This is a genomic window from Niallia circulans (assembly GCF_003726095.1).
GTDB classification, from domain to species: domain Bacteria; phylum Bacillota; class Bacilli; order Bacillales; family Cytobacillaceae; genus Niallia; species Niallia circulans_A.
In genome coordinates, this window is sequence record NZ_CP026031.1 from 2,257,177 (window position 1) to 2,282,301 (window position 25,125).

Annotated in this window: 20 protein-coding genes, 2 tRNA genes and 1 other annotated feature; of the genes, 3 read left to right on the top strand and 19 right to left on the bottom strand. The window is 36.1% G+C overall.

Annotation, left to right across the window (positions count from 1 at the left end):
- The first annotated feature begins 206 nt into the window (after positions 1 to 206).
- Positions 207 to 695 (top strand): LiaF transmembrane domain-containing protein, encoded by a 489-nt coding sequence (locus tag C2I06_RS11045; protein ID WP_123258058.1) that lies wholly within the window; start codon positions 207 to 209, stop codon positions 693 to 695.
- 167 nt (positions 696 to 862) lie between these two features.
- Here C2I06_RS11045 and yihA read toward each other — a convergent pair whose 3' ends face one another.
- The 14 genes from yihA to C2I06_RS11115 form a co-directional block, all read right to left on the bottom strand.
- On the bottom strand, positions 863 to 1,450 hold the full coding sequence (yihA, locus tag C2I06_RS11050; RefSeq protein WP_047943566.1) for a ribosome biogenesis GTP-binding protein YihA/YsxC: 588 nt from the start codon (positions 1,448 to 1,450) through the stop codon (positions 863 to 865).
- Complete coding sequence (lon, locus tag C2I06_RS11055; protein ID WP_095331530.1) at positions 1,447 to 3,774, bottom strand: endopeptidase La; 2,328 nt, start codon at positions 3,772 to 3,774, stop codon at positions 1,447 to 1,449. The genes yihA and lon overlap by 4 nt, the downstream gene beginning before the upstream one ends.
- Positions 3,775 to 4,300: 526 nt before the next feature.
- The gene (lonB, locus tag C2I06_RS11060; RefSeq protein WP_095331529.1) at positions 4,301 to 5,974 is read right to left on the bottom strand and encodes an ATP-dependent protease LonB; all 1,674 of its coding nucleotides are present in this window, start codon (positions 5,972 to 5,974) and stop codon (positions 4,301 to 4,303) included.
- A gap of 393 nt (positions 5,975 to 6,367) precedes the next feature.
- The gene (gene clpX / locus C2I06_RS11065; RefSeq protein ID WP_047943563.1) at positions 6,368 to 7,633 is read right to left on the bottom strand and encodes an ATP-dependent protease ATP-binding subunit ClpX; all 1,266 of its coding nucleotides are present in this window, start codon (positions 7,631 to 7,633) and stop codon (positions 6,368 to 6,370) included.
- 364 nt (positions 7,634 to 7,997) lie between these two features.
- Positions 7,998 to 9,284 (bottom strand): trigger factor, encoded by a 1,287-nt coding sequence (gene tig / locus C2I06_RS11070; RefSeq protein ID WP_047943562.1) that lies wholly within the window; start codon positions 9,282 to 9,284, stop codon positions 7,998 to 8,000.
- A gap of 215 nt (positions 9,285 to 9,499) precedes the next feature.
- The gene (locus C2I06_RS11075; protein WP_123258059.1) at positions 9,500 to 10,522 is read right to left on the bottom strand and encodes a tetratricopeptide repeat protein; all 1,023 of its coding nucleotides are present in this window, start codon (positions 10,520 to 10,522) and stop codon (positions 9,500 to 9,502) included.
- Between the two features lie 181 nt (positions 10,523 to 10,703).
- Entirely contained in the window at positions 10,704 to 11,294 is a 591-nt protein-coding gene (gene leuD, locus C2I06_RS11080) for a 3-isopropylmalate dehydratase small subunit (RefSeq protein WP_095331526.1), read from the bottom strand.
- A gap of 14 nt (positions 11,295 to 11,308) precedes the next feature.
- Positions 11,309 to 12,721 carry a 3-isopropylmalate dehydratase large subunit gene (gene leuC / locus C2I06_RS11085; RefSeq protein ID WP_123258060.1) on the bottom strand — a complete coding sequence of 471 codons (1,413 nt, stop codon included), beginning with the start codon at positions 12,719 to 12,721 and terminating at the stop codon, positions 11,309 to 11,311.
- 389 nt (positions 12,722 to 13,110) lie between these two features.
- Entirely contained in the window at positions 13,111 to 14,211 is a 1,101-nt protein-coding gene (gene leuB, locus C2I06_RS11090) for a 3-isopropylmalate dehydrogenase (RefSeq protein WP_095331523.1), read from the bottom strand.
- Positions 14,212 to 14,258: 47 nt separating this feature from the next.
- The gene (locus C2I06_RS11095; RefSeq protein ID WP_123258061.1) at positions 14,259 to 15,794 is read right to left on the bottom strand and encodes a 2-isopropylmalate synthase; all 1,536 of its coding nucleotides are present in this window, start codon (positions 15,792 to 15,794) and stop codon (positions 14,259 to 14,261) included.
- Positions 15,781 to 16,803, bottom strand: a complete 1,023-nt coding sequence (gene ilvC, locus C2I06_RS11100; protein WP_061798688.1) for a ketol-acid reductoisomerase — start codon at positions 16,801 to 16,803, stop codon at positions 15,781 to 15,783. The genes C2I06_RS11095 and ilvC overlap by 14 nt, the downstream gene beginning before the upstream one ends.
- 49 nt (positions 16,804 to 16,852) lie before the next feature.
- Complete coding sequence (gene ilvN, locus C2I06_RS11105; protein ID WP_095331520.1) at positions 16,853 to 17,371, bottom strand: acetolactate synthase small subunit; 519 nt, start codon at positions 17,369 to 17,371, stop codon at positions 16,853 to 16,855.
- Positions 17,368 to 19,083 carry an acetolactate synthase large subunit gene (ilvB, locus tag C2I06_RS11110; RefSeq protein ID WP_095331518.1) on the bottom strand — a complete coding sequence of 572 codons (1,716 nt, stop codon included), beginning with the start codon at positions 19,081 to 19,083 and terminating at the stop codon, positions 17,368 to 17,370. The genes ilvN and ilvB overlap by 4 nt, the downstream gene beginning before the upstream one ends.
- A gap of 117 nt (positions 19,084 to 19,200) precedes the next feature.
- Positions 19,201 to 19,454, bottom strand: a binding site (T-box leader).
- A 429-nt stretch (positions 19,455 to 19,883) separates the two neighbouring features.
- Positions 19,884 to 20,075, bottom strand: coding sequence for a YolD-like family protein (locus C2I06_RS11115; RefSeq protein WP_095331517.1), 192 nt, complete (start codon positions 20,073 to 20,075; stop codon positions 19,884 to 19,886).
- Between the two features lie 534 nt (positions 20,076 to 20,609).
- Between C2I06_RS11115 and C2I06_RS11120 the strand changes: the two genes are divergently transcribed.
- Complete coding sequence (locus tag C2I06_RS11120) at positions 20,610 to 21,005, top strand: general stress protein (protein ID WP_095331515.1); 396 nt, start codon at positions 20,610 to 20,612, stop codon at positions 21,003 to 21,005.
- 202 nt (positions 21,006 to 21,207) lie between these two features.
- Here the strand turns inward: C2I06_RS11120 and C2I06_RS11125 are convergent.
- From C2I06_RS11125 to C2I06_RS11140, 4 genes are all read right to left on the bottom strand, one after another.
- Positions 21,208 to 21,281, bottom strand: a tRNA-Arg gene (locus tag C2I06_RS11125).
- Positions 21,282 to 21,446: 165 nt separating this feature from the next.
- Positions 21,447 to 21,520, bottom strand: a tRNA-Arg gene (locus C2I06_RS11130).
- 131 nt (positions 21,521 to 21,651) lie between these two features.
- On the bottom strand, positions 21,652 to 22,161 hold the full coding sequence (locus C2I06_RS11135) for a metallophosphoesterase family protein (protein WP_095331512.1): 510 nt from the start codon (positions 22,159 to 22,161) through the stop codon (positions 21,652 to 21,654).
- A 6-nt stretch (positions 22,162 to 22,167) separates the two neighbouring features.
- Positions 22,168 to 22,773 (bottom strand): XTP/dITP diphosphatase, encoded by a 606-nt coding sequence (locus C2I06_RS11140; RefSeq protein ID WP_095331510.1) that lies wholly within the window; start codon positions 22,771 to 22,773, stop codon positions 22,168 to 22,170.
- 324 nt (positions 22,774 to 23,097) lie between these two features.
- Between C2I06_RS11140 and C2I06_RS11145 the strand changes: the two genes are divergently transcribed.
- Positions 23,098 to 23,877, top strand: coding sequence for an alpha/beta fold hydrolase (locus tag C2I06_RS11145; RefSeq protein ID WP_095331509.1), 780 nt, complete (start codon positions 23,098 to 23,100; stop codon positions 23,875 to 23,877).
- A gap of 100 nt (positions 23,878 to 23,977) precedes the next feature.
- Here C2I06_RS11145 and C2I06_RS11150 read toward each other — a convergent pair whose 3' ends face one another.
- Positions 23,978 to 25,045 carry a GerMN domain-containing protein gene (locus tag C2I06_RS11150; protein ID WP_095331508.1) on the bottom strand — a complete coding sequence of 356 codons (1,068 nt, stop codon included), beginning with the start codon at positions 25,043 to 25,045 and terminating at the stop codon, positions 23,978 to 23,980.
- Positions 25,046 to 25,125 lie beyond the last annotated feature (80 nt).

Genomic DNA, 25,125 nt, shown 5'->3' on the forward strand with positions numbered 1-25,125 from the left:
ACAAATTGTGAATTCATATGGTAAGATATAGTATTGATAATAGAAAAAGAATTATACTTACGTTATTTACTATAATAGTTTGTACTTCTTTTGCAAAATTATCGTTATTTTATTCGTTTTTTTGTACAATATTGCACTTTACTCATTGTACAGTAACAAAAATCTTCTATGTATTCAAGCTTAGTTTTTTGGAAGTGGAGGAAATAATGAAAACACAAAAATGGTTCTCTGGTATCGTATTAATCGGTTTTGGATTTTATTTTATCTTAAAGGAATTTGATATTACTATTCTACCCAATCTGTACACTTGGCCAACCCTATTAATTATCATTGGGATTGCTTTTCTTTTTCAAGGTTATGGAGGAAAGGATTATGGCGTTATTTTGCCAGGTGTGATTTTAACTGGCTTTGGTTTACACTTTCACTTAGTAAATAAACTTGCTATTTGGCCTGATCATACGGGCACTTTTATTCTAATTATCGCTCTTGGCTTTATTCTTCAAAATCAAAAAACAGGGCAAAGCTTATTAAACGGTCTTCTTTTTCTTTTGTTAGCTGTTCTTTTGCTTTTCTATCAAGAAATTCTTGGTTCGCTAACATTCTTAAAAATAAGTCCTCATACGTTAAATAATTTAATACCTATTTTATTCATTATCTTGGGGGGATATTATTTAGTTTCGAAAAAGAGGAAATAATGATGTTCGTACATAATACATGAGAATAACTCACAAGCATGATTCCTGTTCGCTTTCCGCGGGTTGGACGTCTTTTTAGGCTTGCTATTCAGGATATTATTTCATTTATAAACAAATAAAAAAGCGACTCACTTTTCAACCTAGCTAGCTGATGTGAGTCGCTTTTTTTATTTATTAGCTAAATGCTCTAGTAATGACCAAACTTTATCTTTTCCTTCTCCAGTTTCAGATGAGAATAGGATAAGGTAATCATCTGCACTTAGTCCTAATGTTTCTTTTGTAACTTTTAAATGTTTTTGCCATTGAGATTTGGATATTTTATCGGCTTTTGTCGCAATAACCACACATGGAATCCCATAATGCTTTAAAAAGTCGTACATTAAAATATCATCAGCAGTTGGCGGATGGCGAAGATCCGTAATTAAAACTACTGCTTTTAATTGTTCTCTAGAGGTGAAATACGTTTCCAGCATTTTCCCCCATGCTTCTCTTTCCTTTTTCGAAACCTTTGCATATCCATAACCAGGTACATCTACAAAGTGCATGATTTCATTAATTAAGTAAAAATTTAATGTTTGTGTTTTCCCTGGCTTCGAGGAAATGCGAGCTAATGCTTTTCGCCCAAGCATGCGATTAATGAAGGAAGATTTACCAACATTCGATCTACCCGCTAAAGCAAACTCTGGCAGATTTCCTTCAGGATATTGGTTTGGTTTTACGGCACTAATTACTATTTCTGCTTGATTTACTTTCAAAGATTTACACTTCCGTTCAACGCGTGTTTTAATACTTCATCTACATGTGAAACAAGGATAAAGTCTAGTTCTTCTCTTACACTTTCAGGAACATCATCGATATCCTTCGCATTATCTTTCGGGATAATAATTGTCTTTAACCCAGCACGGTGAGCACCAAGAGATTTTTCCTTTAATCCTCCAATTGGAAGAACACGACCTCTCAATGTTACTTCTCCCGTCATTCCAACCTCTTTCTTGATTGGCTTTCCAGAAAGAGCAGAAACAAGTGCGGTTACCATGGTGATTCCTGCTGATGGGCCATCCTTTGGTACAGCACCTTCTGGAACATGAATATGAATATCATATTTCTCATGGAAATTCGCATCAATGCCCAGCTCTTCCGATTTAGAACGTATATAGCTGAATGCCGCTTGGGCAGATTCCTTCATTACATCCCCTAATTTTCCCGTTAAGACTAATTTACCTTTTCCAGGCGCCAAGGATACTTCAATTTGCAAAGTATCACCGCCAACTGTAGTATAGGCAAGACCAGTTGCTACGCCAACTTGATCCTCTTCCTCTGCTTGACCATAATGAAAAATTGGCTTACCAAGGAAATCCTCTACATTTTTAGCTGTGATAACGACTTTTTTCTTCTCAGCTGTTACAATCATTCTTGCTGTTTTGCGGCAAATTGTAGCTAATTGTCTTTCTAAAGTACGAACTCCAGCTTCTCTAGTATAGAGACGAACAATTTTTTGGAGTCCGTCTTCTCTAATTTGGAGCTGCGCTTTCGATAATCCATGCTCTTTAATTTGTTTAGGCAATAGATGATCTTTCGCAATATGAATTTTCTCGATTTCTGTATATCCAGCTATCGAGATAATTTCCATTCTATCACGTAATGGACCAGGAATGGTAGCTAAATTATTAGCTGTTGCGATAAACATAACTTTCGATAAATCATAAGTTTCTTCAATATAATGATCACTGAAGTTGTGGTTTTGTTCTGGATCAAGTACTTCTAGCATGGCTGATGAAGGATCGCCTCGGAAATCATTAGACATTTTATCAATCTCATCTAATAAAAATACCGGATTAATGGTTTCTGCCTTTTTCATTCCTTGAATGATTCTTCCTGGCATCGCCCCAACGTAAGTTCGTCTATGACCTCTAATTTCTGATTCATCACGCACACCACCTAAAGAGATGCGGACAAAGTTACGGTTTAAGGAGCGAGCTATAGAACGAGCAAGACTGGTTTTCCCCACTCCAGGAGGTCCAGCAAGACAAAGAATAGGGCCTTTCAAAGAATTTGTCAGCTTTTGTACAGCTAAATACTCCAATACCCTTTCTTTTACCTTTTCTAGTCCATGGTGATCATCATTAAGGATTTTTTCTGCCTTAATAAGATCCAAATCATCTTCTGTTGCATTGGTCCATGGTAATGCCAAGAGCCAGTCAATATAATTGCGGATGACAGAACTTTCTGCAGAGGTAGAAGGAATTTTTTCATAGCGATCTAATTCCTTTAATGCTGTTACCTTTACATGGTCTGGCATGCCCGCCTCTTCAATTTTTTCAAGCAGTGTACTTACTTCGCCAGTTTTGCCATCCTTGTCACCTAATTCTTTTTGAATGGCTTTCATTTGTTCGCGTAAATAATATTCCTTTTGTGTTCTTTCCATTGATTTCTTTACGCGCTGACCTATTTTCTTCTCGAGGTTTAACACCTCTTTTTCATTTTGAATAATGTCGATAACATAATTCATTCTCTGCTTATTATTTAAAGTTTCTAAAATTTGCTGTTTTTCTTTTAATTTAATTGGTAGATGGGAAGCAATAATATCGGCCATTCTGCCCGGCTCTTCCATATCGGAAACAGCTGCATATGTTTCATGCGATATTTTTTTAGAAATTTTTATGTATTGCTCAAAATATTGAAGCATTGTTCTCATTAATGCCTCATCTTCTACGTCTTTGGTAGTTTCTTCTTCAAACAAACGTAGTCTTGCAGCAAAATAACCATCTTCCTCCATCAATTCTTCTAATTCTGCTCTTTGTACCCCTTCAACAAGAACTCTAATTGTTCCATTTGGCAGCTTTAACATTTGCTTCACTTTTGTTAAAGTTCCCATTTTATATAGATCCTCTTCTTCAGGTTCATCTATATCCATATCTTTTTGCATTGTAAGAAAAATTAAATGGTCTTCTACCATTGCTTTTTCGAGAGCTTGCACTGACTTATCACGACCAACATCTAAATGAAGCACCATCGTTGGATAAACCAGTAAACCCCGAAGCGGCAGGAGGGGGACTATTGTTTTTTTATTTTCCTCCATCACGTTGCACCTCCAGCTTTAAAAATCTCTTTCCTTATATCGCCTATTTCTAATCATTATTTACCACATAGGCTCCCTTTGCATTCTAATGCTTTGTACAATTCTATCTTATTTATGAAAATGTGTCTATTAACTAGGGTTATTAGACAAGCCGTAAAAATAGAACTACTTTTCGCCTTCGTTTTTTTGCTAATCCTTATTAAAATAGCTCATTAAAGAAAGCAGAAAGCAGAAAGATAAAAAGAAAAGATTGCAATTAAAAACAAGCCTTCCTTATTTAAAATGGCTTATTTAGACGATTTCCATTCAAGAAAAAAGACTGTTTATGCTTACACATATATATTCAATTATATAATAATAATTGGATTTAAGAAAATATAGCCTTATTTTAAAAGGATATTTCTGCACGAAAAACTATAAAGCTTGTTTAGGCTATTTTCCCACAAAAAAAACGCCGACTAACTCTCTCTATACAGAATTAGCCGACAGTGACAATGCTTAATTTAATTAGCATTTTAGCTTAAAATTATATACTCTCTTTCTTTGTTAATGCAATGGTGGAAGCTGGGATTGCTTCTTCTTTCCACTCTTCTTTAAGGAGCGCATTTTCCAGCACTTCATTTAATGTCTTCACAGGAATAATGGTGATATCCTTTATTTCCTCTAATATTGCTTGCATATTTTCCTGTGGGATAATAACTTTTTGAACACCCGCAGCTTTAGCAGCTTTCACCTTTGCGACAACTCCCCCGATAGGCTTCACTTTTCCGTGAATACTGATCTCACCGGTCATCGCTACTTGCCGATCAACAGGCTGCTTGTAGATCGCTGAGTAAATCCCTGTAGCCATTGAAATGCCTGCAGAAGGCCCATCAATTGGAATACCGCCTGGAAAGTTTACATGAATATCAAATTGATCTGCAGGAACATCCATAGAACGTAATACAGTAATGACATTTTCAATGGATCCCTTCGCCATACTTTTCCGTCTAATGGATTTTCCTTGTCCGCCAATACTCTCCTCCTCGACAATCCCAGTAATATTTATGCTTCCTTTTCCATCTTTTGCTGGAATTACTGTTACTTCAATTTCCAGCAAAGCCCCGATATTGGCACCATATACTGCTAATCCATTAACAGCTCCAATAACAGAATGGTTATTAATTTTCCTTTCCATTCTTGGAGAAAGTTGACTAGAATGAATCACCCATTCTACTTCATCATCCTTTATAAAATCGCGATCCTCTCCAATTGCTAGTCCAGCAGAAATCTGGACCATATTAACAGCCTCTCTTCCATTTCTTGCATACTCAGAGAGTGTATCAAGGGCTTTCTCACTTATTCTCATCTTCACCTTATCAGCAGCCTTTTTGCCAATTTGAATCACTTCTTCTTTCGTTAATTCTCGAAAAAACACTTCCATACATCTCGAGCGAATGGCTGGAGGTATCTCGTTTGGCGTTCTTGTCGTCGCCCCGATTAAACGAAAATCAGCCGGTAGTCCATTTTTAAAAATATCATGTATATGGGAAGGAATTTGCGTATTCTCCTCATTGTAATAAGCACTTTCTAAAAAAACCTTCCTGTCCTCTAATACTTTTAGAAGCTTATTCATTTGCGTAGAATGCAATTCTCCGATTTCATCGATAAATAGAACGCCGCCATGTGCATTTGTAACAGCACCTTGTTTTGGCTGTGGGATTCCAGCTTGCCCCATTGCTCCAGCCCCTTGATAAATCGGGTCATGTACAGAACCGATTAATGGATCCGCTATCCCTCTTTCATCAAATCTAGCTGTTGTAGCATCTAATTCTACAAACACAGAGTTTGGCTTAAAGGGTGACTTTTGATTTTTCTTTGCTTCCTCTAATACAAGCCTAGCTGCAGCTGTTTTTCCAACCCCTGGTGGTCCATAAATAATGACATGCTGGGGATTTGGTCCACAGAGAGCGGCTCTTAAAGCTTTGATCCCATCCTCTTGTCCCACAATATCTGAGAAGCTTGTTGGACGTACTTTTTCAGAAAGAGGTTCCGTTAATGAAATGGCGCGCATCTTTCTTAATTGATCCATTTCTTTTTTTGATTCCCGGTCAATCGAAACTTTTTGGCTTCTCTGGCTCTTTAATAAATTCCAGAAATATAGTCCGATAATAATTCCAAAGAATAGTTGTACAAATAAAGCAATCTCCGCCCAACTCATAAAAAATTACCTCCTGAAATCTTGTTGTTTTAAAACTTCGCACATGTATTAGCTCAAGTTTCCTTCAATGGTTAGCGATATGTATCTATCCCTACAGCTCAGATGGAAAGGAAAATTTTTTGATTGAATATCAGCATCAAATTCCGCAGTCACATCAGGCTATAAATAGATTCTTCCATAAAGACTATATACAAATTGTGCCTTGTCTTTAAAAATAGTATCTCCTTCCCTTTGTTGGAATAAACAAGATTTCAAGGAAAAAATATATAGGAATGATATATAATTGATGATTAAAATCGAAGTATGGGCTTGTAGCAATTGTTACATCCTTCTACTTTCGCCCGCAAAAAAAGAATCAATGATAGATATCATTGATTCTTCTCGTAACTGTTGTTAAGCTGAAGTTTTTGTTTCTTTATCCACCACTGTTCCATCTTCTAGAACAAGCTTAGGTGAAGCATTATCCGTTACTGTTTCTTTCGTAATGACACATTTAACAATGTCTTCTCTTGAAGGCAGGTCAAACATAACATCTAACATAATGCCTTCGATAATAGAACGTAATCCGCGTGCACCTGTTTTTCTTTCAATTGCTTTTTTAGCAATTTCTTTCAGTGCTTCTTCTTCAAATTCTAATTCGACATCATCTAATTCCATCATTTTCTTAAATTGTTTTACTAATGCATTTTTGGGCTTTGTTAATATTTCCATTAATGCTTCTTCGTCTAATTGACCAAGACTGGCAATAACTGGAAGACGACCAATAAATTCAGGTATTAAGCCAAAACGTAATAAATCTTCTGGAAGTACTTTAGATAATAAATCTTTATCTTCTATTTCAGCTTGTTTACCGTCAGAACCAAATCCAATTACTTTTTGACCTAGTCGTCTTTTAATAATTGGTTCGATACCATCAAATGCTCCACCACAAATAAAGAGAATATTCGTTGTGTCAATTTGAATAAATTCTTGATGAGGGTGCTTTCTGCCACCTTGAGGCGGAACACTTGCAACGGTACCCTCTAGAATTTTTAATAATGCTTGCTGAACCCCTTCACCGGAAACGTCACGTGTAATAGAAGGATTTTCAGATTTACGTGCTACTTTATCAATTTCGTCTATATAAATAATACCTTTTTCTGCTTTTTCTACATCATAATCTGCAGACTGGATTAATTTCAAAAGAATATTCTCAACATCTTCCCCTACATATCCAGCTTCTGTTAGACTAGTTGCATCTGCAATAGCAAATGGTACATTTAATATTCTTGCCAATGTTTGGGCAAGAAGTGTTTTACCACTACCAGTTGGTCCGATTAACGCAATATTACTTTTTGATAATTCTACATCATCAATTTTACTATTTGAGTTAATACGTTTGTAATGATTATACACTGCAACAGAAAGAGCCTTTTTCGCTTGGTCCTGTCCAATTACATATTCGTTAAGGATATCGCGAATTTCTGCTGGCTTTGGTACATCTTTAAATTCTACTTCTTCTTCTGTCCCTAATTCTTCTTCTACGATTTCTGTACATAATTCTATACATTCGTCACAAATGTATACACCAGGTCCAGCAACTAATTTACGAACTTGATCTTGTGTCTTTCCGCAGAATGAACATTTTAGCTGGCCTTTTTCGTCATTAAATTTAAACATGCCTTCACCCCTTAAAACTTCTTTTGTATATTTTTACCGTTACGGATTATTATTTGTTCAGAAACAAATTTTACTTTTTTCAACAGTTATGTATTGAATTGTATCACATGATAGTAATGTACAGGAAATAATACAACTCGGATTTGCAGTTCTCTATCATCCAATAACGGTAAAATGGATATACTTCTTTAATCATAACCAGATTTTGCTTCTTTAAATCTGGAAAATTATCTCTTATTTGATTGTATACTCCTGTACGGTTAGAGTAACTTATTTTATAGTTACCCATATTATATGTTATTTAACACTAATATAAAACTAAGGCACGAAATAGTCGCGCCTTAGTTTTTTTTACTTACTTCTATTATGCAACAGTTTTACTGTTTTCTACAAGGAAATCGATTGCTTTTCTCATTTTTATGTCCATTTGTAAGTTTTCAACTCCGCCTAATGCTTGTTTAATAGCATCTACTGGCATATTGTACATTTGAGACATATTTTCGAGTTCAGCATTCACTTCTTCTTCTGTTACTTCGATGTTTTCTGCAGCAACGATAGCTTCAAGTGTTAAGTTTGAACGAACACGTTTTTCAGCGTCTTCTTTCATTTGATCTTTAAGTGCTGCTTCATCTTGTCCTGAGAATTGGAAGTATAGCTCAAGATTCATACCTTGCATTTGTAAACGTTGTTCAAATTCGCTCATCATGCGGTCGATTTCTGTATCAATCATTGCTGATGGAATATCCATTTTCGCATTTTCAGAAGCTTTTTCTACAACTGTATCACGAACTGTGTGCTCTGCTTGATGCTTTTTATCATTTTCTAAACGAGTTTTAATTTTTTCTTTTAATTCAGCTAATGTTTCCGCTTCTTCATCAACATCTTTAGCAAATTCATCATCTAATTCAGGAAGTTCTTTCCCTTTGATTTCATGAACTGTTACTTTAAATGTCGCAGGCTTACCAGCTAAATCTTCAGCATGGTATTCTTCTGGGAATGTAACTTCAACTTCAGTTGATTCGCCAGTAGCAACTCCCACTAATTTTTCTTCAAACCCAGGAATAAATTGTCCTGAACCAAGTTCTAATGAGAAGTTCTCAGCAGTTCCACCTTCAAAAGCAACTCCATCTTGGAATCCTTCGAAGTCGATAACAACTGTATCTCCTAATTCAGCAGTTCCTTCTTCTTTTACTACTAATTCAGCTTGTTTTTCTTGCAATGCTTTAATTTCCGCTTCAACTTCTTCATCTGTAACTGTTGTTTCTACAGCAGGTACTTCTAACCCTTTGTATTCACCTAATGTTACTTCAGGTTTCACTGTAACAGTTGCTTTGAAAATTAAAGATTTTCCTTTTTCGATTTGTTCTACATCGATTTCAGGACGATCAACTGGCTCGATTCCAGTTTCATCAATTGCATTTGCATAAGCTTCTGGTAAAAGAATATCAATTGCATCTTGGTATAAAGACTCAACACCAAAACGTTGTTCAAACATTCCACGTGGAATTCTACCTTTACGGAAACCTGGAATATTTACTTGCTTAACTACTTTTTTAAATGCTAAATCTAAACCTTCGTTTAGTTTTTCTGCATCTAATTCAATTGTAAGAACACCGCGGTTCCCTTCTAAAACTTCCCATTTAGCTGACATACTATAAATTCCCTCCAACAATCTATTCTACTTTTTCATTACTTCTACTAATGTATAGATTAACTTCTTTATTCTTGTTTGGCTACTATTTCTATCGAAACAGAAAGAACCTCCTAATAGGAAAAAAGTTATCTAGTAAGAAATATACATCTTCGCATTTTCTAAATGCAACCATTACATTATATCATAGGTTCTAGTTGTTTCAACATCCTTGCCTAAATATTAGGATAAGAAATTTGCTCCAGCTGATAAATAAACGTTTTTGCTTGTTCAAATTCAGTCTCATCTACTTCGTATAATACAAATATTTCTTCCTCATCCTCTTGGCCAAAATATTGATTTACAACTGCATGATAAGCCGCAGCCCATGTTTCATCCTTGTATTCTGCTAGCGCAAATGGGTACAGCAAAAACATTTGTCGATCTATTAACATTTTAATATTTTCAAATAAAATAGGGTTATTACTTTCCACATAATCAATGAGAATAGTAATAATTTTCTTATATTGCTCCTGTTCTTTCATATCCTTTAATGCTGTTGGTTGTATGACAATCTTTCGATCAAACTTCTCAATTTCTACTTCTTTTTCATATTCTTGCTCTCTTAAAATATTGATTAGCATCGTTTTTAAAAAAGGATTTTTCTCCACATCAAGAAGATACTGCTTTACTTCTTCTATATATGCGCGAATATTTTTGCTAGACATTTTAGCTATTAGCAACATTTCTTCCTGAGGATCCTCTAAGTTCATTAAACTCTCGGTTGTCTCTTCAGATTCCTCTTCTCGATAATCATCCGCTTGCGATATGGAAGCGGACTCAGCCATTTTTCTGCTAAATAAAAGCATTTTAGAGAAATGTTCTATTTTATTTGCTGGTATTTGGTGTTCTTCTAGCAAACCTTCAATCGTAGTAACTATTTCTTCATATTCATGTAGCTGGACTAGAATCATAATATACAATTCAAGTACATGGATGTAGTCTCCATCATCTTGTTTCAGTGTTTCCTTCGCTAGATGCTTTGCCTGTTCCAACAATCCTAATTCATAGTAAGCGAGAATGAGTCCAATGTTTATGTCACGATGAAATGGATTTCGTTCTTTTGCTTCTTCTAAAAATGAAATAGCCTCTTTGTATTGCTTTTCTTGAATAGCATCTAATCCTTTTTGCAATAATCGTTTATCTAAATCGGGAAAAAAAACAACGTTATCCTTTTTTTCCTGCTCCCGTTTCTTCATCCTTTTAACCGCCTATACATATTCTTTTTGTTGCTAGTGTAGCTTTTTTTCTCTAGGATGCAACCTACCTCTTCCATAATGTGGTTGCTGCTAATATTTTTAATCTACAAATACAAACAACAGCAAAAGGAAAGACCCTTAGAAGATAATGATGTGATCTCCTAAGGGTCCCTTCATTAGATTATTTTGAAACGGCTCTATTTTCATATTCTGCTATTTTATCACTGTATTGAAGGGTGATTTCAATTTCATCCCAGCCGTTAATCAACATTTTTTTCCAATATGGATGGATAGAAAACGATGTTGAAAACCCTTGGTCGTCCTCTACTCTCTCTTTTTCAAGATCTATATGAAGAAAATAGGGTTGGCTTTGGGCAGCTTTTAAAAGATATTCTACTTCATCTGTCTGCAATTGAATTGGAAGCATCCCATTTTTCAAACAGTTTTGATAAAAGATATCTGCAAAAGAAGGAGCAATGACAACGGAAAAGCCAAAATCCTGCAAAGCCCACGGTGCATGCTCTCTTGAAGATCCACATCCGAAGTTTTTATTCGCAATTAAAATAGAGGCTCCTTGATTTTCAGGTTGATTCAGTTCAAATTCAGGATTCGGTTCGCCATTTTTCAAATAGCGCCAATCAAAAAACGCAAATCTACCAAATCCTGTCTTTTCGATACGTTTCAAAAATTGCTTAGGGATAATTTGATCTGTATCCACATTTACTCGATCCATTGCTACTGCTTTTTCATAAAGCTTCTTAAAGCCACTCATTAGAGACTCCTCCTTTACACTGTTGCTTGTAATTCTGTATTCACTTTGCGAATATCAACAAATCGTCCATTTAACGCTGCTACTGCTGCCATTGCAGGACTGACTAAATGGGTTCTTGCACCTGCTCCTTGTCTTCCCTCAAAATTACGATTAGAAGTGGAAGCACAGTGCTCACCGCTTGGAACTACGTCGTTATTCATGCTTAAGCACATACTGCATCCTGCATCTCGCCACTCGAACCCTGCTTCAACAAACAGTTTATCTAGGCCTTCTGCTTCTGCCTGTTTTTTAACTTGCTGGGAACCTGGAACAACTAATGCTCTTACTCCAGGAAAAACTTTTTGTCCTTTAATCACTGATGCTGCTTGTCTTAAATCTTCTATTCTTGAATTCGTACAAGAACCAATAAACACATGCTGGATCGCGATATCGGTAATCGCCATTCCTTCTTTTAGCCCCATATATTGAAGAGCACTATGTAAAGCGCGACGATCCGTTTCCTCTTGATAAGAATCTGCTGTTGGAATCTTTTCATCTACTTTAGCCGTCATAGATGGATTGGTTCCCCAGCTTACCATTGGCGCAATATCATTGCCATCAATCGTGATAACTTTATCGTAAATAGCATCCTTATCTGAAGCTAAATTACGCCATTCTTGTACTGCTTCATCCCAATTTTCTGGCGCGTGTTTTCTGCCTTTTAAATAGGCAAAAGTCGTTTCATCTGGACAAATTAAGCCTGCACGCGCTCCGCCCTCAATGGACATATTACATATGGTCATTCTTTCTTCCATCGATAGATTGCGAATCACTTCCCCTGTATATTCAATAACGTGGCCAGTTCCAAAGTTGACTCCATGTTTAGAAAGCACATAAAGAATGACATCTTTCGCATTCACACCAAAGGCTAGCTTTCCATTGACCTCAACTTTTAATGTTTTAGGTCTTGTTTGCCATAACGTTTGCGTAGCAAGTACATGTTCTACCTCACTTGTGCCTATTCCAAATGCTAGTGCCCCAAACGCACCATGGGTTGATGTATGACTATCCCCACAAACGATTGTTTTACCAGGCTGAGTTAATCCAAGTTCTGGACCAATCACATGAACAATCCCCTGCTCCGGACTTTGCAGACCAGCTAATGGGATATCAAATTCTACACAGTTTTTTTCTAATGTGGTCATCTGATTTAAGGCAATTTCGTCGTCTATCTTAAAGCGGTTAATCGTTGGCACATTATGATCCATTGTGGCAAAAGTTCGGTCTGGCCTTCTCACTTTGCGATTTTTCATTCTTAATCCGGAAAATGCTTGCGGTGAGGTTACTTCATGGACAAGATGCAAATCAATATATAATAAATCCGGCTTTCCCTCTTCTCTATGTACTACATGTTTTTCCCAAATTTTATCGATAATGGATTTTCCCATTACTTTACCCTCCAATCCATATTTTTTCCCTGTTGTTGATTAAAGGGCTGTCAAAGTATTCTTTTGACGAGCCCTTTAACATTTCATTTCTCTCTATTATTAGTCCCTTATCCAATCACTGCCACTTTTGATGAACTGTGTTTATTTATATGCCCTTTGTGCAATTTTTACATTAATTTGAGCTGTTCTTAGGTGATTTTCTATTTTTTCAACTAACTTGCATTGCTTATCAGCCAAATTCTTGATTTTTCAGCCAAACCACGCTATTTATCAGCCAAACTTCTGTTTTTTCAGCCAAACCACGCTACTTATCAGCCAAACTTCTGTTTTTTCAGCCAAACCACGCTATTTATCAGCCAAACTCATTATCCCACAGCAGAGCAACCTTGTTATAATACTTGTGTCACTTTTGCAAGCTGATGAATTTCTTTCTCAACTGCTTCCACCATCGCAGTCGTCGAAACAATTTTACAGTTTGGTGAAAGAATATCTCTTGTTCTATAACCTTGATTTAGAACATTATTTACCGCCTCTTCTATAATCGAAGCTTCTTTCTCCATTTGAAAAGATAATCGCAGCATCATACTTACAGATAAAATCGTTGCAAGGGGATTAGCGATATTTTCTCCAGCGATATCTGGTGCAGATCCGTGGATCGGTTCATAAAGATATGGTCCATTTGCTGACATGCTGCTTGATGCCAACATTCCTAATGATCCTGTTAGCACGGATGCTTCATCGCTTAAGATATCACCAAACATATTTTCTGTGACAATCACATCAAATTGTTTTGGATTTCGAACAAGCTGCATTGCTGCATTATCTACAAGCATATGTTCAAGCATAACATCTGGATATTTTTCCGCTATTTTACTTGCGATTTCTCGCCATACTCTACTAGTCTCTAAAACATTGGCTTTATCAACAGAAGTAACTTTTTTTGATCGCGTTCTAGCAATTTCAAATGCTTTCTCAATAACTCGCTCGATTTCTTCATTTTTGTATAATAGTGTATCTACAGCACCAGGTTTCCCATCGATAATCGTTCGTTCGCTTGGCTTTCCAAAATAGATGCCGCCTGTCAATTCACGGACAACAACCAAATCTACTCCTTCAATAATATCTGCTTTAAGGGGAGATGCTTCCGCCAAGCTTTCATAACAGGTTGTTGGACGAATGTTCGCAAATAAGTTCAATTCTTTTCTTATTTTTAATAGTCCTTGCTCTGGACGTTTTTCAACAGGAAGCGCATCCCATTTCGGTCCACCTACTGCCCCTAAAAGAATTGCATCACTATTTTTACAAATGGTAATCGTCTCATTAGGTAATGGTGTTCCTGTTTTATCTGTCGCACATCCACCAATATCTGCGTATGTAACTTCAAACTGGTGACTAAATAATGTCTCTATTAACTGCAAAATCTTCATAGCGCCTGCTACTATTTCAGGTCCAATTCCATCACCTGGCAATACGGCGATTCTTTTTTTCATTTCTACTCGCTCCCTATATCAAAGCTTGATGTTTTAGACCTCAATCCCTACACTTTTTCAAGAAATTGTTCTTTGGCAAGAATCCCTCTATTAATCGCATTTATATAGGCCTTTGCAGAGGCTATTAATACATCTTGGTCTAAACCTCTTCCTGTACTTTCTTTTTCGTCATATTGAACTCTGACAAATACTTGAGCTAATGCATCTCTGCCAGCTCCCAGTGACTGAATTCGATAATCTTCCAACTTCACCTGGCCAGATATAGACATTTCCAATGTGTTATATAATGCTTCAACACTTCCAGAACCAGTGCCATGTTGAATAATCAGTTCATTTTTCGGACCGAAAAGTTTCACTGTTGCATCTGCTTCATTATCATTTTTATGTTGAACCTTTACGTCCACTAACTCATAATACTTCTCTTCTTTAGCTAGCTTCTTCTCTAAAACAATGGCAATAATGTCTTCATCAGAAATTTCTTTTTTATGATCTGCTAAATCCTTAAAGGCCATAAAAAGATCTTTCACATCCTCATCATTCACTCGCAGCCCTAGTTCGTTCAGCTTTGTTTTAAACGCATGGCTGCCTGAATGCTTCCCGAGAACCATATTATTGTTGTTTACATAGCCTACAAGCTCTGGAGAAATAATTTCATAAGTCGTTTTCTCCTTAAGAACACCATCCTGATGAATACCAGATTCATGAGCAAAAGCATTGCGACCAACAATCGCTTTATTTCCAGGAACTAGCATGCCCGTTAATTCACTTACAAGACTGCTTGTTCTACTAATTTCTTTTAAATTAATTCTTGTTTTTTCTTGATAATGATCATTTCTAATATGAAGCGCTACCACTATTTCTTCCATAGAAGCATTGCCAGCACGCTCTCCGATACCATTAATCGTACATTCTACTTGTGTTGCCCCATTTTCGATAGCAGCTAATGAGTTTGCTGTCGCCATCCCTAAATCATCATGACAATGTGTAGAGAGAGAAACTTTGTCAATAGATGGAACATTATTTTTTAAATATTGAAAAACTTCTCCATATTCGTTAGGCGTTATATAGCCTACTGTGTCTGGTATATTAATAATTCGTGCTCCCGCTTGAATAACTTCTTCTATTATCTCTGCTAAAAATGGCAATTCTGTCCGACATGCATCCTCTGCACTCCATTGAATAACTGGGAATCTTTCAGCTGCATACTTTACAGCTGAAACAGCTCTTTCGATCACTTGCTCTTTCGAAAGTTTTAGCTTATATTCCCGATGGATAGGACTTGTTGCTAAAAATACATGAATTCTTGGTTCTGCTCCATCCTTTAATGCTTCCCAAGCTGCATCAATATCAGATGTTACCGCTCTTGCTAGGCCGGTAACAGAGCTATTTTTTATTGTACGTGCAATTTGTTGAACAGATTGAAAATCACCTTTAGAGGCAGCAGGAAAGCCTGCCTCTATAATGTCTACATTCAATTTTTCTAACTGCTCAGCAATAACCAACTTCTCAGCCAAATTTAAGTTTACGCCAGGAGATTGCTCTCCATCTCTCAATGTCGTATCAAATATCTTAATTTTTGCCACTACCCACCACTTCTTTCTTTCGCGAGCTTTTAACAAATGGCATCATTGCCCGCAATTCTTTCCCAACCTTCTCGATTAGATGCTCGCTCTCTCTATCATTAATTGCGTTGAATACTGGTCTATTCGCTTGATTTTCAAGAATCCATCCTTTTGCAAATTTACCTTCTTGAATATCTGTAAGGACAGCTTTCATTTCTTTTTTCACCTCATCTGTAACAATACGTGGTCCTGTTACAAAATCGCCCCATTGTGCGGTATCAGAAATAGAATATCTCATTCCTGCCATTCCATCTTCATACATCAAGTCAACAATTAATTTCAGCTCATGTAAACATTCAAAATATGCTAATTCTGGTTGATATCCAGCTTCTACTAATGTTTCAAAGCCTGCTTTTACTAGTGCTGTAAGCCCTCCACATAGAACCGCTTGTTCACCAAAAAGATCTGTTTCTGTTTCTTCTTTAAACGTTGTCTCCAGCGCTCCTGCACGTAATGCTCCAATCGCTTTTGCGTAAGCAAGTGCCAGTTCTCTCGCCTCACCAGTTACATCTTGATAGATTGCAAATAATGCTGGGACTCCTGCTTCTTGTTCATATGTTCTTCTTACTAGGTGACCTGGACCTTTAGGAGCAACTAATAGTACATCACTCTCACTAGGTGGAACAATTTGATTAAAATGAATATTAAATCCATGGGCAAACATTAACGCTTGATTTGTTAAGTTAGGTTTAATTTCTTCATTATATACTTTTGTTTGTAGTTCATCTGGAAGCAAAATCATCACAATATCAGCCTTAGCTGTTGCTTCTCCAACTGGAAATACGTCAAATCCGTCTTCCACTGCTTTATTCCATGAATTCCCTTTTCTTAACCCGATGATTACTGAAACACCACTATCCTTCATATTTAAAGCATGTGCGTGGCCTTGTGATCCATAACCAATCACTGCAACTGTTTTCCCGTTAAAATATCCTAAATTTGCGTCTCCGTTATAATACATTTTTGCCATAATTAATCTCCCTTTCGTCTGTAAAAATTAGATTTATTTAATATTAGAATTAAACGATAGAATAGTTACTTTTATGATTTGCTATTTTTTGAGAGCCACGAGGGAATGCGGTTGTGCCTGTTCTAGCCAACTCTTTAATCCCATATGGTCTAAGCAGTTCAATAAAAGCTTCAATTTTTGATGATTCACCAGTAATTTGAATAACGAGGCTTTCTTTACTTACATCGATTACCGAACCTCTAAATGGCTCAATAACTGAGTATAATTCATGCCTTGTCTGCGGTGTTGCAAGTACTTTAATTAAAGCCAGCTCTCTTTGGACAATTGCTTGATCGGTGATATCCACCACTTTCAAAATATCAATCTGCTTATTTAGCTGTTTTGTGATTTGTTCAATGATGCCATCACTCTCAACATGCACCACACAAGTAATCCTTGAAATTCCTTCATGCTCCGTATGCCCTACCGATATACTTTCAATGTTGTAGTTTCGTTTTGAAAAAAGATTAGTAATTCGGTTTAACACACCAGATTTATTCATAACAGTTAGGCTAATTATTTTCTTCATGGCTTCATCCCTACCATTTCGTGTAATCCTTTCCCTGGTGCAATCATTGGATAGACATTTTCATCTGGATCAATACGGAAATCCAATAATACAGGTTCTCTTATCGCTAACACTTCATCCAGAATATTAGCAGCTTCATCAACTGATGAGATTTGATATCCCTTTATTCCATATGCTTCTGCTAAAGCAACGAAGGACGGTTGATAAGATTCTTTACTATGTGAAAAACGAGATTCATAGAATATTTCTTGCCACTGTCTTACCATTCCCAACGCCCGATTATTAAAGATAATAATCTTGATTGGCAAATTTAATTCTCTTATTAAAGCAAGCTCTTGACTGCACATTTGGAAGCCGCCATCCCCGCTGATTGCAAGCACTGTTGCTTTTGGATCTGCTAATTGCGCTCCAATACTGGATGGAAGACCAAATCCCATTGTTCCTAATCCTCCAGATGTTACCCAGCGATTGGATTCTTTAAAATGATAGTATTGCGCTGCCCACATCTGATGCTGTCCAACATCTGTTGTAACAATCGCTTCCCCTTTTGTTTTTTCAAAGAGCATCTCCAAAACTTGCTGCGGTTTTAGAAGATTGGATTCTTTGTAATAATACGGATACTCATTTTTCCAATTTTCAATCTTTTCTAACCATGCGTTATGGTTTGATTGCAAGCCTTTTTGTTTTATTAGCATAGTTAATGCTTCTTTCGCATCTGCAACTATTGGAATCTTCGTTGGGACAATTTTGCCGATTTCTGCTGGATCAATATCTATATGGGCTTTAATAGCATTTGGTGCAAAATGAACTAGATTTCCTGTTAACCGATCATCAAATCTTGCTCCGACATTGATTAATAAATCCGCCTCATATAAGGCCATATTAGCAGCATAGCACCCATGCATTCCTCCCATCCCAACAAACAACTTATTATCAGCTGGAAAACCACCTAATCCAAGAAGCGTGTGTACAACTGGAATTTGTTGTTGTTCTGCGTATTCCAGTAATTCTGCACTCGCTTTTGCAAAATTGACACCAGCACCTGCCAAAATTACTGGTTTTTTTGCAGCACTTACAGCTTCTGTTAATTTTCGAATCTGCAAGTAATTCGGCTGTGTCTTCGGCTGATAACCAGGAAGCTCAATATCCTGTTCAGCAGGAACGTCTGAAATGGTTGCAGCAATATCCTTTGGAATATCAATTAATACAGGACCAGGTCTTCCACTTGTCGCTATATAAAACGCTTCTTTAATGATTCTTGGAATATCTTCAAGGTTACGAACCTGACAATTATATTTTGTTATTGGGGTAGTGATCCCTAAAATGTCCGCTTCTTGAAAAGCATCTGTACCAATCACCCCTGTTGCTACTTGGCCTGTAAAGACAACTAGCGGTAATGAATCCATCATCGCATCGGCAAGCCCTGTTACAATATTTGTTGCACCTGGACCTGATGTTGCAATGACTACTCCTGGTTTTCCAGAAATTCTCGCATACCCTTCTGCTGCATGAATGCCGCCTTGCTCATGTCTAGGTAAAACATGAAATATTTTCGAATCGTAAATCTTATCATAAATTGGTAAAACAGCCCCTCCAGGGTATCCGAAAATAAATTCTACATTTTCTTTCTCCAAAGCCTGCAATAAGAGATCAGCACCAGTTAACGGTTTCACTTGGGCCTTTGTATTTTCAAAGGCAGTCTCCTGTAACATTTGTATAACCTCCCTAAAATACTTTCCTTTTACTTCTTTACATAAATACTACCAAGAAAGGCTTTTCTAACAAAAAAGCCTTCCCACCTCCAATGGTTACTAATGGCTTTTAGTAAACAAAGGGGTGAAAAGGCATTTCCTTTCCACGGTACCACCCTCATTCATACACTAATGGATAAGCGTATGCACTTTATGAACGGTTCGTTCTCTTTTGATAACGAGTGGAAACACTCGGTTAGCTCTAATAGGGAGACCTTTCAAGCTAACACTCTGAGGTGAGTTCATTAACTATTGGTTCACCGATTTACACCAACCACCGGCTCTCTGTGGAATCCAAATAGAAAACTACTTATCCTCTTCATCGAATTACTATATTTACTATGTTAAACAAAGTCAGTTTGTCATGTTGTCTTTTGCCTGTTTTTACAAGTTGAACATCTTGTGTTTTTCATTTATTGAGGTTATCTTACGCTGAATTTAAACAGGAGTCAACACCATTTTTGAGAATTATTTGATTATTTAAACAACAACCCACTAATCAGGAAACGCTTACATTATTGGTCTATAAAGAATGCCTGTACTTTTTAATCGTTCAAAAAATTTTTTAAAATTCTTTTTTTACTGAAAATACATCACTTTCTTACATTTCCATTTTCCTATGGTGCTCATTATAATAAAATAATTCTTTCTTTTAAAGAAAAGTGTTAAATAATCTAACACGTTTTTTTATTGCGCAACATACTCCCTAAAACAAGAAATGCAACCGCACTTAAAGAAAGCGATTGCATTAGAGAGTTAAATTAAGATACGGCACATATATCTTGAATCCACGATAAACGGATTTGATACGTATTTTCTTTGTCATCTTTTAAATCAATTGTTTGATCGTTGAGATTTAACTTCTGAACCTGTCCTTTAATTGTTTCTAATAATCCATTCTTATAATAATTAATAACTATAAGCCTACTTCTTCCTAATTCCTTGAGAATCATGGTGCATATCTCCTTCTATATTTTTTATATTAATGTTCATCTATTCACATTGTTTCATTTCTAGTTTATTTAACTTAAATCTATTATACATAATAATAGTAAGCGTTTTCAAGTATTTTACGTGATTTTCTGAACATTATTTTTCTTACTTCCATTATTACCTATTTTGTTTCTCTTTATTCCTTTCCAGGTAATTTTCTCCCCCTTTTTCCTTGCCAATTCCTATTGCATCTGTAGATTGGGAAAGTTCAGTGCGAATAAATCGTTATATAGAAAAGGGGTATCCCTTTCTAACTCTTACATCGTTTGTAAAAAAAGATAACCAAACAAGAGCTTATAATAGGATTTCACAAAGGTTATTCCTTCATCATTATTCTAATATAAGATAGACAAAATTTTCTTTCTATTTGAAAAACAAAACTTCCTAACAGCTAATAAAGGACTCTTTTTCTAAAAAAATCTCTGTTTATTCTTTTCATAAGGGGGAATATATACTATATGCAAGAACTAATTGTTTAAAGGAGGAATAGGTATATGACAAAAAGTGTTGTAGGTATATATGATTCTCCTGAAGCTACAGTAAATGCTATTGAGGAACTTCTCTCTAAAGGATATTCACCAAATCATATTTCCGTTATTACAAGAAGCGAACAAACTGCATTAATCGAGCAAGAGACAAATGTAGATACTGCAAGTGGAATTGATGAAGTAGAACCAACATCTTTTTTAGATCGGTTAAAGACTTTCTTTTCCGATACTGATACAGAGCCATATGAAAAAGAGTTACAAGAAGGGAAATACATTGTTCTTCTCGATAATGACACAGAGTCAGAAGAAGAGAAGCTAAATAAATTAAACTTCGATAATAATGAAGTAGATGTTATACCATCTCAAACGATGAATACAACAGTGGAACGCAAAAAAATATAGCCAGAAAAAGAGGGGGAACGCCCCCTCTTTTTTTTGATATGTCCCAACCTTTAATTAGGTAAAATTTCTTCTTTTCTCACATAAAAACCCCTCCAGTTACATTAAACTGGAGGGGCATTTAAAAGCATAGCTTAAAATGCTTGCATAATAAAAAAGGATTCTGAATCGATGGCCGAAGCTGCGACAGAATCCTTTATTGTTACGTCCCAGGAGAGATTCGAACTCCCGACCGACGGCTTAGAAGGCCGTTGCTCTATCCAGCTGAGCTACTGGGACATGTTTTAAATTGCAATCAATTATTTCAGCGATAACTACCTCAACTAGTATATCATATACAAGTTCATTAGAATAGTATCTCTAAGCAAATCTTCTCATTAATTATTCGTCAATAACGCATTTACAAAAAGCCCTGAAACAACCAATTAACTATTTACAAAAATACGTCCCAGGAGAGATTCGAACTCCCGACCGACGGCTTAGAAGGCCGTTGCTCTATCCAGCTGAGCTACTGGGACATGCTATGTATTTATTCAGTCCTTATGAGGACAATAGTTATTATATGATTATAGCAACATAAAGTCAATAGTTTAGTGAACCTTTTTTTCCTAATGAGGAATTTTTTTCTTCCTCATTAGGAAAAAGCCGACTAAAAAGGAAATTCACTTGTTAATTCTGGTAGTAATCCACTATGAAAATCATAAACTTCTGTCACAAATCGATCCATTTCAATCGTTAAAATAACATACGTTTGTTCTTTTCTTCCTCTAGGCAGTCTTAAACTACCGGGATTAATGAAAAGAACATCATCAACTACTTCCATCCCCAAGAAATGAGAATGGCCGAAACAGGCAATATTTGCCCCCACTTCCTTTGCCTTATACAGCAAGTTATTAAGGGAGGATTTGACGCCATATAGATGTCCATGTGTTAAAAAAATCTTTTTATCTGCAATTTCTTGAGTGGTCTCTGTTGGAAATTTGTCTTCATAATCACAGTTACCTTGAACAGTAATATACCCCTTCATCACTTCCTCACTTGCTGATAGCTCAGAATCCCCACAATGCAGAAATAACTCGACATCTTCTTCATGTCTTTTTTTTAAAGCACCTAACTCGGATACCAATCCATGACTGTCACTTACAATCAAAATTTTCATCCAGTTCTATTTCCCTTCTTTAAAAACAGTCGGAAGCTGTTCTTTTAGTTTTTTCAATGCGTTTGCACGATGACTAATTTTATTTTTCTTTTCAGGCGGCAATTCCGCCATTGCCTTTTCTTCTGCTTCTACATAAAAGATTGGATCATAGCCAAATCCATATTCTCCTCTTCTTTCCTCCAGAATAACCCCTTCACAAGTTCCAGTAAATGTTAAGGAGTCTTCATTTGGAATCGCAACTGCTAATGTACAACAAAAACGAGCAGTTCGTTTTTCTAATGGTACACCCTCTAATTCATACAAAACCTTGTCCATATTATCTTGATCATTCTTTTGTTCTCCTGCGTAACGTGCGGAATATACTCCTGGTCTCCCATTTAATGCATCAATAACAAGACCAGAATCATCGGAAATAACGACACGATTTAACAGCTTAGAAATCGTTTCTGCTTTAAGGAGAGCATTTTCTTCAAATGTTGTTCCTGTCTCTTCTACATCTTGGACATCTGGAAAATCTAATAGTGTTTTTACTTCATAGCCAAGTGGTGAAAACATTTGTACAAATTCTTTTGCTTTGCCTGTATTCTTAGTTGCAATAATAATTTCTTTCATTGTAAAACTCCTTTAGTCTCTATTTGTTATTTCTTATGTTGAACTATGTAAATTAATGTACTTTCTTATAGTTTACTACGCTTAAAATCATCCGTCTAATATCAGTATATACCCTTTCTTTCTTATTTCCAAAGGCAGTTTTGTGAAGTTTATGCGATGATATCCATTCGCTCACCTACAGAAAGCAAACCATTATTCCTAGAATCACTTATCACTAAATAAAAATAAAGTTATTATTTCATTTGAACGAAACAATTTCACCCTAAGAACGTATTTATTATAACAAGCCAATTTATACCACTAATCAAAGAAAAGAGGTAAAACATGTCTTTACACTATCAGGAGTATGGTGATAAAAGTGCTCCACTGATGCTATTTATACATGGTGGTGGAGTAAGTGATTGGATGTGGGATAAGCAAATTCAATACTTCACTCATTATCACTGTGTTGTTCCCCTCTTACCTGAACATGGATTGAATAATGATAAAGTTAAATTTACTATAAAAGGGAGTGCACAAGCATTAATTAAATTAGTGGAAGATAAAGCTAGAGGAAAGAAAGTAATCTTAATTGGATTTTCTTTAGGTTCTCAAGTCATTGTGGAAATGATCAGTATGAAACCAGATATAATGAATTTTGCCATAATCAATAGCGCTTCAGTTAGACCGATTTTATGGGCAAAGAAAGTAATAAAACCTACTATTGCATTAACCTACCCATTAATTCAAAATAAGACCTTTTCCAAACTGCAAGCCAGAACACTATATATCAGCAATGACTATTTTGAAAAATATTATGAAGAAAGTTGTCAAATAAGTTCTGATACCCTTGTTCGAGTATTGGTAGAAAATATGTCCTATCAACTCCCTAAAAACTTTGCAGAGGCCACTGGAAAAATATTGGTTACGGTTGGTGAAAAAGAAAAAGCCATGATGAAAAAATCTGCAAAAGATATTGTAGCGGCAAATTCGAATGGAATCGGCGTGATTATCCCTAATATTGGCCATGGAGTATCTTTCGCTATGCCTGATTTTTTTAATCATATGGTCGAAACGTGGATTCAAAAAGGTGTTTTACTAAATGAATGTAAAGTGATAAGTTAATATTTATTATTTGCTAAGGAAAGTTTTTGTCTCCCAAAAAATAACGCTCATACGAAGAAGGGGACAAGAATATAACTATTCTCGTCCCCTTTATCCATTATTAGAAGCTACCAGTATTCACATTTTCTGGGCGTGTCACTGGTTTAGTTAAACTTTTTCCTTCTGCGTTCACTAAATCTGCTTCTCCATTCACAGTAACAGCAACACTTTCAATGCCTTCTTGCTCTGTTAAGGATAATACTAATGAATTTAATACTTCATCAGCCAGTACCTTTTCTTCTCCATTTAAGCCACTCGAATATATATTCTCGTTAAAGTTTAACGTAACCTTGCCATCTTCTACAATTGGATCATCCAACAGCTTTACGTCATTAGGTAATAAGCTTGTCAGAGCTGCTCCTCCGCCCATACCAGGTCCTTCTATTAGCTCTCCTACTGCAGCAGCGACATTATTTTCTTCGCCATTACTAATACGCTTCGTTACTGGCACATAATAATAGGAGTCCAACTCTCCACCAATATAATAAACAGTCAATGGTCTTGTGTTTGTAATGTCTGTGACATCATCTGTATTAATGTTGATGCCATCCGCTCTTGTTAATGCCCCTTGAATTGGCGTTTTATTTACAGGCATCTCTGTCAGCTCATGACCATTTAACGAAAGCTTCACACTATCGATGGAATCAAATTGTGTCAATGTCCATGTAATGGACTGCAAGATTTTCTCTTCATCTTTAGCCTCGTATTCTTTGAATTCCTTGGAAAAATCTACAGTAGCCACTTTATCTTTATCTACATTAATACTTATTTTTGTATCTTGAGGAATTACTGCTTGAAAATCATTTGGTAGCAATTCAGAAACTTTCCCACCCTTAACTAAATATTCCAAGCTTTCTTTTGCAATCGAATTCGTTTTTGGCAGATTTAATGTTTGAGGAACGACATACCCATTTTTATCCATTAAGTATAATTCAACTGGCATTGCATCCTCTTTCGCCACTTCACCAGTTGTTTCCTTATCCGCATCCTTTTTAACTGCATCCTCTTTATACGAAGTAGTTTGCGGTGGATCGACTTTTTCTTTATCTCCTAACAAGCTACAACCAGAGATCAACACAGATGATATGATAACCGCTGAAACAATGGTCAATTTGTTATTCTTAGACATCTTCATCACTCCTAAGACAGTTTGTACTAATATATATACGAGCCTATATTTTTTTTAGACCGTCTTTAGGATATTTTTTT